Raw genomic sequence first — 13,551 nt, 5'->3', positions numbered from 1 at the left:
AAAATCTCACGATTTTTTTCTCGCCTAAATTTTATACCATAACTTAAATTTTAATGTGTAAATTGACTATTATACAAATTATAATAGAACCCTTTCTGTGCCAGCAATTCCTCATGATTTCCCTGCTCAATGATCGTACCATCTTTCATAACCAAAATCCGATCCGCATTCTGAATCGTAGAAAGTCGATGTGCCACAATAAAACTGGTGCGCCCTTTCATCAATTTTGCAAATGCATCCTGAATTTTGATCTCCGTTCTGGTATCAATGGAAGATGTCGCCTCATCCAGAATCAGCATCGGCGGCTGGCAGAGCATAACACGCGCAATGGAAATCAACTGCTTCTGTCCCTGAGACAGACTTCCGCCATCTTCTCCGATCACGGTATCGTATCCGTCGGACAGACGTTTGATAAATCCATGCGCATGGCAGGCTTTTGCCGCTGCGATCATTTCTTCCTCTGTCGCATCCGGTTTTCCCATGCAGATATTTTCACGAATTGTACCGGCTTTTAACCAGGTATCCTGCAATACCATACCATAATTCAGTCTCAGACTGTCTCTGGTCACATGACGGATATCCTGATCTTCCACGCAGACAGCTCCGGCATTGACGTCATAAAACCGCATCAACAGATTGATCAGCGTCGTTTTTCCACATCCGGTCGGACCAACGATTGCGATAGTCTGTCCCGGTTTTACATCCAGATTCAGATGCTCAATAAGTTTCTGCTCCGGCAGATAAGAAAAATCAACATCCTTCAGTGTTACTTTTCCTTCCACCTGATCCACTATAACTGCATCAGCATCATCCGGAATCTCCACATCTTCTTCAATTAGTTCAAAAATACGTGCCGCACAGGCAAGCGCATTCTGTAATTCAGTAATAACACCTGAAATCTCATTAAACGGCTTCGTATACTGGTTTGCATAACTTAAAAAGCAGGAAAGTCCACCGACAGACATGCCTCCTGAAATAACACTCAAAGCTCCCGTCAATGCAACACCGGCATACACCAGACTGTTTACGAATCTGGTACACGGATTTGTCAGAGAAGAGAAAAATGTTGCACGCAGAGAACAGCTCTGTAACCGGTCGTTAATTTCGTCAAACTGCTGCAGTGCTTCATCCTCATGGGAAAATGCCTGTACGATCTTCTGATTTCCTACCATCTCATCGATCAGAGCCGTCTGTTCTGCTCTGGTCTCCGACTGCAGACGGAACATGTCATACGTCCGTTTTGCAATAAATCTTGCCACAAACAGGGAAATCGGTGTCAGTCCGACAACCACCAGTGTAATTCCCGGATGGATCGTCAGCATAAAGATCAATGTTCCGATAATCGTAACAACACCGGTAAACAACTGGGTAAATCCCATCAGAAGTCCATCGGCAAACTGATCTACATCCGCAATAACACGGCTGACGATCTCACCATAAGAATGTGCATCCAGATATTTTAACGGCAGTTTCTGAATCCGTGTAAATGCCTGATTTCGCACATCACGCACTACCTGATACGTTACTTTATTATTGATCGTATTCATCAACCACTGCAAAACGGCAGTCACCGCTGCCAGAATTCCAATTTCAATTAAAAGCTTTAAAATATTTTCAAAATCGACATTTTTCCAGTCTACGATAAAATCAATGGCACGTCCTACCAGAATCGGAATATATAAGGTCAGTGCCACAGTCACTGCTGCCAGTACGATAGAAGCCAGCATCCAGAAACGGTAAGTTCCGATATATTGAAGCACTTTTTTTAATGTTTTCATCTGTGATCCGGATTTACTCACAAGTAATTCCTCCTTTTTTATTATTGTTCGCAATTCACGCTACTTCCTGTCTATACGTAAATAGGTGGCTTTCTGTAACATCCTTACAGCCAGTAAAGCGGACATTCGCAATCCGCTTTCGCTGCTTGCTCATGAACGCAGTCGCTTTGCGACCTGTCAGTGGGAGCTTTTAACTCCCACTGACATAAGCATCCCCCCTTCCCCACCGCTTAGTGCTCCACACACTTGAAGCTGGGGAATGCTTATTCTGCGTTCAATCTGTATAAGTTCTACACTCGAAACCTTATTTACTTTTTTTGTACTGAGACTCATAAATCTCCCGATATACTTCACAGGAATCCATCAGTTCCTCATGCGTTCCAAGTCCGACCACATTGCCATCATCCAATACCACAATCTGATCTGCATACTGGATCGCCGAAGTTCTCTGTGAAACAATAAATAACGTTGGCTTGTCCTCCATCGCTCCAATCGCCATACGAAGTGCCGCATCTGTCGCAAAATCAAGTGCCGAAGAACTGTCGTCCAAAATCAGGATTTCCGGTTTTTTCACCAGCGCACGGGCAATAGTCAGACGCTGTCTCTGACCTCCGGAGAAATTCTTTCCTCCCTGCTCTACTTCTGTGTCTAAACCATCTTCTTTCTTTAAAACAACTTCTTTCGCCTGCGCGATCTCTAAGGCCTCAAATATTTCTTCTTCCGTTGCGTCCGGCTTGCCCCACTGCATATTAGAACGGATCGTGCCTGCAAACAATACGGATTTCTGTGGAACAACACCAATCCGCTCACGCAGATCCTCCAGACCGTATTCTTTGACATCTTTTCCATCCACGTAAACCGCACCGGAACTGCAATCATAAAAACGTGGAATCAGATTGACCATAGAAGATTTACCGGAACCGGTTCCTCCGATGATTCCGATAGTCTGTCCCTTTTTCACCTTCAGGTCAATGCCGCTGATTGCTTCTTCTGCTGCCTGCGGATAACGGATTCCCGCATGTTCAAACACAACACTGTATTTTGACGCATTTCCTGCACCATTCTGATTGTCAGAATTTTTTTCCTGCATTTCATCCAACTTGGCAGATTCTTTTCTTTCTTCCATCGCTCCGGATGTCTTACCATCTGCATTGCCATCTGTAATAGAAGGTTCTACCTCCAACACAGACTGGATTCTGTTTCCACATGCCACAGATTTTGTAATATTAATGATCAGGTTTGCCAGCTTGATCAGCTCTGTCAGAATCTGAGACATATAGTTATACAGTGCAACCACTGCACCCTGTGTAATGATACCCATATCTACACGGATCGCGCCAACCCAGATCAGTGCGATAATTGCCACATTGATAATGACATAGGTAAGCGGATTTAACAATGCGGAAATTCTTCCTACAAACTTCTGTGTATCCGTCAGCACCTGATTCTGTTTCTGAAATTCGGATTCTTCTTCCTTTTCCTTGCAGAATGCACGAAGGACACGGACACCCATCAAATTTTCTCTGGTCAGTCCAAGTACTTTATCCAGGCGGTTCTGTACCTTTCGGTAAAGTGGGATGCATGCAAGCATAATGCCAAATACAACCACTGCCAGCGCCGGGATTCCCACCACAAACACCAATGCCGCCTTCACATCAATGGTAAATGCCATGATCATCGCACCGATGACTACAAACGGAGAACGCAGCAACAGGCGCAGCGTCAGATTGACTCCGTTCTGCACCTGATTCATATCACTGGTCATTCTGGTGATCAGTGTCGATGTTCCCTGTGTATCCAGCTCCGCATAAGAAAGCTTCTGAATATGCGCAAACAGGACGTGACGTATCTTTGTCACAAAACCAACCGCCGCCTTTGCCGCAAAATACTGGGCAGTAATAGAAAACGCCAGTCCGATAATTCCAAACAAAACAAGAACGAAGCACATCTTTACGACGTAGCTCCGATCCTGATTGCCGATACCTGTATCAATGATCGCCGCAACTACCAGAGGCACAAACAATTCCAGTGTTGCCTCCAGCAGTTTAAACAACGGTCCTAACACAGACTCTTTTCTATAATCTTTTAAATAACGCAATAATTTTTTCATTACTTTTTTGATTTCCCCTCCGGCAATTCTGATTTCTCATTCACTCTTTGAAAAAACATCAGTTATTGATTCCATGATGTACCGGTATTGTATCTTTTGAAATCGGATAGAAAGAATATCCATTATTTTTTCCATATGTGATAATGCTCTGCAATGCATCTGCGGATGTCTGTTTTGCTGAAGTATCATGCATAAGTACGACATTATTCCGTCCATGCTTAAATCCGCCTGTTACATTTCCTATAATCAGGTTGACCGGACGGTTATTGCCCTCTGCATCGCCGGAAGAAACATTCCAGTCCATATACATCAGTCCGTCATCTGTCACACGCTGTGCCAGCTGTGTCATAACGCCCTGGCAATATTTCTCGCTGACAGTATTTGAACTTCCACCCGGGAAACGAATGACAAATGCATCATATCCCGTATCCTCTTTCAATTTATTTTTCAACTTATTGATATTTTCCATAAATGCATCCACAGATGTATAAATCTGAGAATAATCATGGGAATATCCATGGATTCCGATCGTATGTCCTTCATCGATCATTCGTTTAATGATCGGCAGCTTATCTTCATCATAATCACAGATAAAGAATGTTGCTTTGATTCCATTTGCTTTCAGCGTATCCAGAATACGGACTGTGACATCAGAACTTGGTCCGTCATCAAAAGTCAAATAAATCGCATCTCCCGTGTTTACCTCTACCTTTTCCACCGTCACATTTCTGGTTGCCTGTGCGGTGTTTCCACTGGAATCGGTCACTGTATAAGTAATCGTATATGTTCCAGAACGATAAATATCCACATATCCGTCTTTTGTTACATTCGCAGTCAGATCACCATCACGGTCATCCACAGCGGTCACACCAGGATCTTCAAATTTTTCCTGCTCCTTGATCGTGATATCGGAATCCCCGTTCAATGTGATCTGCGGTGCCTGTGTATCCTGTAGACACACCTCCCGCTCTGCAGTAGATTCATTGTCATGACTGTCTTTTACCGTATAGGTCACTTTCCATGTATAATCGTTGACCTGCTCCATCTTGGTTTTAATATCAGAAGAAACGTCTCCATCACAGGCATCCACAGCAGTCGCTCCCGGCTCCTGGTATTCGTCAATGGATGTTGGAACCACTACTTTCGCATCTCCATTTAAGGTAATGACCGGACCGGTATGGTCAACCACATTTACAACACGTCTTTTCGTTACTTTTCTCTTTTTGTATTTTACCTTGTATTCAATCTCATACTGACCAAGCTTTGACGTATTGACGCTGCCACTTGTCTCGATCAGATTGCTGATATCCTCATCTTTTACCGTCGCTTTCACGCCCGGATCCTGAAATGTAGTACCACATTCCGCATCTATCTCATCTCCGCCGGTCAGCGTAATGATCGGACTGCCTCCGACCACCGGACTGATCGCCAGAATAAACAGGCAGATTCCCACCAGTGCGATCACACCGGCAGTCATCAGTCTGCGATCCTTTTCGTTATCAAATATTGTATTCCAAATTTCCCTTAGTTTCTTCATCTTCAACGTCCTTCAATCTCTCATTTTATCTATATGCATTAACCGGGCTCTCATACCCGCAACCTATCATAGCACACTTCCTCAAAAAAATCCTTTAAGTTTGTGTTAAGATTTGCTGTCAATTTCTGTATTTCACGCATATTTTTGCCAGATCAGGGACCATTCTCCCCTTCTTTCCTCTTTTACGTAAATTTTACATTTATATACACTCTGCCCATGCTTCTAATTTGTAAAATTCATATACTGCGGCGCACTCTGAACAAACTCATCCACTGTGATTGCTTTTCCAAGCAGCTTCTTAATCAGATTTCGCCAGTTATCGCCATCTTCTTTATCCATGACCGCATACCATAATGGTGTATACACACTGGATTCATCGATCATCTGATGGAACTGTTTCACTGCCAGCGGACTGTCCTCCGGTACGGTCAGACCACTCTGCTGAATCATATCCAGATAATCATACTGCTCCACATTCCGCTCATTTACCCGCTTTGCGAACTCCAGACAAAGCTCTGCCGCCTCATCCTGATATTCCGAATCAGAACTGATGGAAAGTCCCGGTGTCAGCGTATGATTGATATCTACCATATATTTTCCATCGTCATCACTGCGCTGTGTATATCCCGGAAATTGCTCCACAGAAATCGCATCACTGCCCATTTCATCCATCAAATGGAATACAATCGTAGACTGATGCGGGAAAAGCACTGCCTGTCCTTCGGCAAAATTCTGAACCGCTTCCACCTCTCCGGTCTCCAGAAACTTCTCCGGGAAAGCGCCCATATCCACAAGCTGCATCAGCTTCTGCGCCGCATCTGCAAACACAGGATCTGAAAAATCTATCGTTCCATCAGCAAGCCGAGCCTGTGCGTATGGATTCTCACAGTTGACCATCACCGTGTACAAAAGTTCTGCCAGCCACAGATCTTTGTCACCAAGTTCCAATGCTGCATAAGAAGTTCCATGTTCCTCATTATAAGCATTGACCTTCTCCACCATTTCCAGCAGTTCATCCCAGGTCTGCGGCATGGAAAGCCCAATCTCTTTCATCAGATTCTGATTGCAATAAGTAACCGCATATGCCTCTACCAGACAGGGGATAATATAATTATGCCCATCTTTATACGGCTGTACATAGGAATCTTTAAACTGATAATCTGCTTTTTCCAGATACTGTTCCACCGGAACACAAGCATTGGCATCAAACAGAAAATTCGGATAATTTCCACCCCAGACAACAAAGACATCCGGCAGTTCATCACAAACCAGTGCAATTTTTAACTTATCTTTGATCTGCTCTGTGGAATAGGTCTTCAGTTCAATGTCATAGCCAAAATCATCTTCCAGTTCCTGCCACAGATCTACATAATACGTGCCTGGTGTATTTTCATCAAAAAATGCCCATACCGACAGTTTGATTTTCTCATCTGTATCCGCCGTCTCCGGTTCTGTTTTATAATTCAAAAACGACAGTGAACTGCCCTGGCATCCGCAAAAGACCAGACTGATGCACAACACAGCTGCCAATATCACACATTTTATTCTCCGACTGTATTTTCTCATTCTCTCCTCAGCTTTCTTCCGATCACATTTCTCTCATTTTCCATTGATGTTCCATCTTTACTAAAAAATACCACTCACATCTTCACAGAATCTTTATAAAAATAGAATCTATCATATTCAAGAATGCTCCGGCATTCTTGTTGCGAGGTGCGCGTCATGCAATTGCATGACATACTTCAACTGCGCACCTCTGTAATCCTGCCGGAGGCTATATCAGATGGGGGATTGGCTCCCACCACTGATACTAGCTTGTTTCTCACCACCTATGGGACGCCACTGAAAAACTGTTTTTACATACAATATATAGTAGCGAAAAACATATAAATATACTTTATCTTGTACTATTTTGCGCAAAATAAGGACTTTTTCAGTGGCGTCCCTATAGAGATGGGAGTCATCTCCCATCTGATGTAAGTCTCAATCATAACAAAGCGGAACAATGCTATCTTTCATAATGCCACAGGCAGCTATTTCATGCAAGTACAAAAATATCGATACACAGAAAGAAAAAACGCCGATGGAATCACTTCCACACGGCGCTTTCTCCTTTGCTTAACTTTTTATCGAAACTTCTGCTTCACAGATTGAACATTTCAATATAATACCCTATATTAAATTATTTTGCTTTTGCAGCTTCTCCAGCCTGCCAATCTTTGTTGTATTTATGATCTTTTACGAAGAATACGATCAGTAATACGTTGATGACTGCAAGGCAAGCATCGATGATGTAAGCGTAACGTACGTTACCACCTGTCATGTTCATAACGAAACCGTTGATAGCGAATGTCATAGCTGTAATGATACCCTGGATTGGGAACAGTACAGAGTTAACTTTGTCATATCCCTGACGTCCGAATACAGATGCCGGAAGAGATGTTGTAAAGTTTGCGGAACCACCGATACCGATACCGATCATGATGATGGAAATCCAGAAACCAGCTTTTGTGTTTGTAAAGTTACATAATAACGCACATGCATACCAGATACCAAAGAAGATCATAGCTTTCTTTGTACCGATCTTCTGATCAAGCACACCGATTAAGAAAGATCCCACAACACCGATTACTGCACAAACAGACATGATAGATACAGCTGTTACAGTTGCAGTTGCCTCATTTGCACCGAAAGATACAAGTAAGGAAGTAGAACGACCTACCATCTGAGACATAGTACCTACAGAACAAATCTGGAATACACCAGTTACAATAGCTACGATCCAGATCTGGTCACATTTTAACAGTTTACCTGTTGTCCAGCCACCATCGTCTGTTGCGTCTGTATCATACTCTGCTTCGTATACTTCTTTGGAAACGTTATCCGGGTACATATTTCTCTCAAACGGAGTGTTACGTACGAAGATAAGTCCAACGACACCAAGAATGATAACCGCGATAGAGATTGGAAGACCTGCTTTATGTACGCCTAATTTACCTACTAAGAATACGATCAACGGAACGAATGCTGCTGTAGCAAGGTTGTGTCCCATTGTTGTATATCCCATAACAATACCTTTTTTCTTCGGGAACCAGTTAGCAACCAGTACACCACCGCAAAGGTAACCAGCGGACATGATTGTACCACATGTGATAGCCATCATGATTGTGTAAACTGCTGTGTTCGGAGCATTTAAAACGCCCATGTAAGTGATACCGGCGATGATACAGTTGATACCTGACATCATACGTGCGCCAATCTTACGGTTAACAACACCAACGATCAAGAAGATGATGACACCAAGAACACCTGCGATTGCATTACAGTTAGAAATGTTACCTGCTGTTGTTCCCATTGCCTCAGCAATGTTTCCAGCAATGTTGTTACTACCATCATTGATCATTCCTACATAGAACCAGAACATCAATAACATGTAGATGATGTGGAACCAGCCTGCGCCACCGAAAGCGACTACTGAATCCTTGTTGGATTTTTTGTTCATTTTCCTTGTCCTCCCAATATAAATACTTAAAACCCTTTGCCCTTGTAATTACTCACAAGCACTTTTTCAAACCTCGTTCATTATACAAAAATGTGCCCATAAAAATATAAAGGAAATTTCGTTTTTTATTGACTATTTTTAGGTGTTGAAACAACTATTTTATATGTTTTGTGATAGTGCACAAAACAATTGTTTATTTTTTATCAATAATTACCTGTAAACTTTTTTTCTTTTCCTGTGTACGGTTTTCTGATAGAATAAATGGGATGAAACAGACAAATTTTATTTTCTTTTCATATTTATTTTATTTATATTTTCGATAATGAAATTATTTTTCAGCGATTGTTTATTTTTTATCAGAGATTAAGGGGTTAAAATTCCATGAATAAGAAACATTTTAAGTTAAAACACAACCACAGTCCGCAGCGATTTCAGACAAAGCTGCTGCTGTCCATCTTCCGGATTGCCACACCGGTGATCGGCATCATCTGCGGCATTTCTCTCTGGATGCTGTCGCAAAACTACCAGCAGACGGTCATCAATTCACAGGCAGCCGCCACAGAAAAAATTCGAAGTGATGTTGCCAACCTGCTGGAAAATACCCAGACCGTGTCGCAGGATATGATCTTTAACAGTGCGATTCAACAGATCCTGTCTGACAGTACTTCCGGTGAGCAGTTTCCGCAAAATGCAGACGTTTCCTACCATGTGAATGGTTTCATTGCAAACCGTGACTATATCAACTGTGTAGTTTTAACGGGACACAATCAGACACTGTATTCCACAGAGAAGGCTTTTACCAGCATTTCTGATTATGACACGATCCTGCATTCCCGCTGGCTTGCCACACTGCGGGAGAGCAATGAACCATTCCTCTGGTTTGTAAATCCGGATTACCGCCCGGTGACAGATGATGCCAGCACTTCTGATGACGATGCCTGCGACAACTTTCCGGGTGCTTCGGAAATGGATACACAACCGGCAGTCAATCAGGGAGAACCACAGCATCTTATGATGGCAAGACCGGTATACAGCACGACAGACTATTCCACCAGACTGGGTTATATGGTCGTATATCTGGATGATTCCTATCTCTGTGATCTGTTAAATGGCTTCCAGTTTGGCAAGACAACAAATACCTGGCTTGTAAACAGTGACGGAAAAGCCATCCTGCGCAGCACCGTTTCCAATGATTACTCTTTTTTAATGGATGAACTGGAGCCAGCAGAAACAGGAACAATCCTTTCACATAATGGTCAGAAATTTGTCATCAATATTAAGCCGGTGACTCAGAATGGATGGTATATTTATACGGCAACACCTTTTAATGAAGTAGATGAACCGCTCTCCATCTTCCTACTGCAATCGATCCTGCTGGCACTGATGATGATCGTACTCTTGTTTTTCCTTGCAGCACGTACATCCACCTCACTGTCCAGTCCGATCATTTATCTGGCACACAACATGGATAATTACCGCAGCAATATGACACCGGAACCATTTTCCATGCATACACCACGCAAACCGCAACCAGAAGAAAAAACACTGGATACCAGAGGGCTGCCCGCTGAGATCATTCAGATCTACGATTCCTATCAACAGATGATTGCCCGTATCAATACCCTGATCCGCGAAAATTATGTCAAAAATCTGGAAAAGAAAGACGCTGAACTTGCCCTGCTGCAAAGTCAGATCAATCCGCACTTTCTGTATAACACGCTGGACTCCATCAACTGGATGGCAATTTCCAACGATCAGGATGAGATCAGCGAAATGGTTACTGCGCTCTCCGATATGTTCCGACTGAGTCTGACCAAGAGCAAAAGTTCGTTTATCCCACTTTCCCAGGAGCTTGATTATGTTCGAAGTTATCTGCTGTTGCAACAGTTCCGCTATCAGGATTGTCTGGATATCGCTATTAATTGTCCAGATGCTTTCGGGGATTTTCTGGTTCCGCGTTTTACGCTCCAGCCACTGGTGGAAAATGCGATCAAGCACGGCATTACCTCTCCGGATGAACCATTTTCCATTAATCTGCAGGTTCTGATCCAGAAATATGAACTTCATATCTTAATTGGAAACGATGGTGCCCGCATTTCTCTGGAGCATATGGAACAGTTACTGGATTTCGATGCTAGTCAGCATGAATTGCTTGATTTTGACGAAAACAGCTACGGTGTGCAAAATATTCACCGCCGCATTCAGTTGATCTGTGGCTTACAGTATGGACTGTCTTACTTTATCCGTGGTGGAAGAACTTACTGCGACATCAGACTGCCGATCCAAAAAAAAGAGAAAGCGGCACCTCAGGAAACGGAAGATCGTGCCGACGATACAGAAAAATAAATCAAAAAAGGAAGTCGGAAGTCTATCGAACCAGACAACATCGGTTCCGATAGACTTCCTTCTTTTATTATTTTCGGGCATATTTCTTGCGGAATTCTGATAACGTAGATCCTGTGTTCCGCTTAAAGATCTGCGAAAAATACGTATAATCATTGTAACCGACTTCCACGGAAATCTCATACATCTTCATATCCGTATGAACCAGCAATTCCTTTGCTTTCTCAATCCGCAGATTGGTCATATAGTTAATGATCGTAACATTCTGTTCCTTCTTAAAAACGTCACACAGATAACTTTTATTCACATTTACATGCTCTGCTACATCTGTCAGAGAAATATTTTCATTATAATGCTTCTTAATATAATTCAGCGCATCCCGCACGATTTTGGTTGCTGACTGGTCTCCCTCCGGATTCACCATGCCCGGCCGCTGACCGACATCTTTCATTGCGGAAGATGATACGACATTTTCCACTTCTTCTTTTCCAACCAGTCCACGGGCATAGCCATCCAACACCTGATAATAAGCTGCCTGACCACTTTTTGCCTCAATACGTGCATACATGCGGTGCAGCATGTCCGAAAAATCTGCCTTTTTGATCGGTTTGAGCAGATAATCACTCACCCCAATCTTCATTGCCGTCTGTGCATACGTGAAATCCCGGTATCCGGATAAAATAACGATCTCACTCTCCGGCAAAATTTCCTTTGCACGTTTTGCAAATTCCAGTCCATCCATCTGCGGCATCCGCACATCGGTAATGATCAGATGCGGTCTCAGCTCCGGAAGTGCATCCAATGCTTTTAACGGATCTACAAAAGCACCTTTTACAAGAAAACCACAATCTTCCTTTTCGCAGACTTTCTGAATACCCTGTAAAACAATTTTTTCATCATCCAGTAAAACCATTGTGTACATTTTGCTTCATCCTTTATCTTTCGTGATTTTTCTATAATCCTGCAAAAAACAGTTCATAGAAATCATCTTCCCCCTCCAACATCGGTGAGTTCTCTCCACCGCCATTCGTGCTCCGCTTCATCGTGGCATAAAATTCTTCTCCTGCCAGAATCAGCTCCATCTCATAGATCGGATATCCATTCTCCTGACATTTTCTGCAAAAAGCAGTCAGCGGTTGTGGATCTTCTTTGGTCGCAAGCAGCTCCTGCCGTAAATTCTCATCGTGCAGAGCCTTTTGCTTTAATTCATCTAACATTTCCGGAATTTCCATTGCACTGTCTCCATTCCTACTCTACCTTCACATACATTTGTATATAAAAATGCGCTCATCTGCTATAACAGGATTTGCTTCTGAATTGAATCTTTCAGACTATCCACACAATTCTAATCAGCCATTCAAATCTTTCAGGTTCTGGAACAGATCAATATCAGACTGCTGAACTTTCATATTTGTTGTCATCGGTTCTTCACCCGGTCTGGTCACTGTGATCTCAATGATCGTGCCTTCCTGCACGCCACCGGTTAATACGTTGCGGAAAAATGCCGCAAATTTCGGGTGATTGCTTACAAACTGATTTTTTGCTTTCATTACTTTCATAGCTGCTGCCGGATTTATCATAATATGTTCCCTCTTTCTTCATAATCTTGAGTTTAATCTTGCAGTCAAAAATATATCAGTCAAAGGATTTTCATTCTTTGCTGATATATTTTTCTACTCACATTTGTAATATAAATCCTATCACTTCGCCTCTGAAAAGTCAATTTTCTCTACGTGATATTTACCATCTTCCATCTGCATCACTGCCATAGTCACAGCACCGCCAAACCGCGGATATCCACAGCTTCCCGGATTCAGCCAGAGCAGATTTTCCGACTGTTCTTCAAAGTACTTGTGGGTATGTCCAAATACTGCCACATCTGCACCTTCCGTCTGTCCGATCAGATGCCGACGCTCATGTGCCATCACAAAATTCACGCCATTGATTTCAAATTTCAGTACTTTTGCAATATTTTTCGCCCAGTCACCATCGTTATTGCCACGCACGACGTACAGATTTCCAAGGAAACGGATCTGATCAAGAATTTCTTCTTTTGTCACGTCCCCTGCATGCAAAATACAGTCACAGGTTTTTAATATCTCCAATACTTCCGGACGAAGTTTGTTATGGGTATCCGATATAATTCCCAGTTTTTTACTCATATACTTTTTCATCTCTTTTCCAAAAGGACTTCTATATTTTTATTCTATCATCTTATCGCCTGTATTTATCTATTTACGCAACCGTTTCAACTTATATGCTCTTTTCATAGATTTCTATA

General features: G+C 42.6%; 10 protein-coding genes. 1 reads left to right on the top strand and 9 read right to left on the bottom strand.

Going from position 1 to position 13,551, the window contains the following annotated elements; all coding sequences use genetic code 11:
- Window positions 1-50: 50 nt before the first annotated feature.
- The 5 genes from DXB15_RS09470 to DXB15_RS09445 form a co-directional block, all read right to left on the bottom strand.
- Window positions 51-1,778, bottom strand: coding sequence for an ABC transporter ATP-binding protein (locus tag DXB15_RS09470; RefSeq protein WP_118702853.1), 1,728 nt, complete (start codon window positions 1,776-1,778; stop codon window positions 51-53).
- A gap of 304 nt (window positions 1,779-2,082) precedes the next feature.
- Window positions 2,083-3,888, bottom strand: coding sequence for an ABC transporter ATP-binding protein (locus DXB15_RS09465; RefSeq protein ID WP_118702805.1), 1,806 nt, complete (start codon window positions 3,886-3,888; stop codon window positions 2,083-2,085).
- Window positions 3,889-3,946: 58 nt separating this feature from the next.
- Window positions 3,947-5,425 carry a polysaccharide deacetylase family protein gene (locus DXB15_RS09460; protein ID WP_109215360.1) on the bottom strand — a complete coding sequence of 493 codons (1,479 nt, stop codon included), beginning with the start codon at window positions 5,423-5,425 and terminating at the stop codon, window positions 3,947-3,949.
- A 222-nt stretch (window positions 5,426-5,647) separates the two neighbouring features.
- The gene (locus DXB15_RS09455) at window positions 5,648-6,991 is read right to left on the bottom strand and encodes an ABC transporter substrate-binding protein (RefSeq protein WP_118702804.1); all 1,344 of its coding nucleotides are present in this window, start codon (window positions 6,989-6,991) and stop codon (window positions 5,648-5,650) included.
- Between the two features lie 616 nt (window positions 6,992-7,607).
- Complete coding sequence (locus tag DXB15_RS09445; protein WP_109215364.1) at window positions 7,608-8,927, bottom strand: MFS transporter; 1,320 nt, start codon at window positions 8,925-8,927, stop codon at window positions 7,608-7,610.
- 381 nt (window positions 8,928-9,308) lie between these two features.
- Here DXB15_RS09445 and DXB15_RS09440 point away from each other — a divergent pair, with 381 nt between their 5' ends.
- A complete protein-coding gene (locus tag DXB15_RS09440) occupies window positions 9,309-11,273 on the top strand; it encodes a cache domain-containing sensor histidine kinase (RefSeq protein WP_109215365.1) in 1,965 nt (654 codons plus the stop codon).
- Between the two features lie 67 nt (window positions 11,274-11,340).
- On the opposite strand, the gene DXB15_RS09435 is transcribed toward DXB15_RS09440, so the two are convergent.
- The 4 genes from DXB15_RS09435 to DXB15_RS09420 form a co-directional block, all read right to left on the bottom strand.
- On the bottom strand, window positions 11,341-12,192 hold the full coding sequence (locus DXB15_RS09435; RefSeq protein WP_109215366.1) for a response regulator transcription factor: 852 nt from the start codon (window positions 12,190-12,192) through the stop codon (window positions 11,341-11,343).
- A 31-nt stretch (window positions 12,193-12,223) separates the two neighbouring features.
- Window positions 12,224-12,502, bottom strand: a complete 279-nt coding sequence (locus DXB15_RS09430) for a hypothetical protein (protein ID WP_109215367.1) — start codon at window positions 12,500-12,502, stop codon at window positions 12,224-12,226.
- A 117-nt stretch (window positions 12,503-12,619) separates the two neighbouring features.
- A complete protein-coding gene (locus DXB15_RS09425) occupies window positions 12,620-12,850 on the bottom strand; it encodes a hypothetical protein (protein ID WP_177957625.1) in 231 nt (76 codons plus the stop codon).
- 120 nt (window positions 12,851-12,970) lie between these two features.
- Complete coding sequence (locus DXB15_RS09420; RefSeq protein WP_109215368.1) at window positions 12,971-13,432, bottom strand: metallophosphoesterase family protein; 462 nt, start codon at window positions 13,430-13,432, stop codon at window positions 12,971-12,973.
- Window positions 13,433-13,551: the final 119 nt, after the last annotated feature.

This window comes from Roseburia sp. OM02-15 (assembly GCF_003481835.1).
Lineage (GTDB): Bacteria > Bacillota > Clostridia > Lachnospirales > Lachnospiraceae > Eubacterium_I > Eubacterium_I ramulus_A.
The sequence above is the reverse complement of the archived record's forward strand: the minus strand, read 5'-3'. Positions and strand labels throughout refer to the sequence as shown.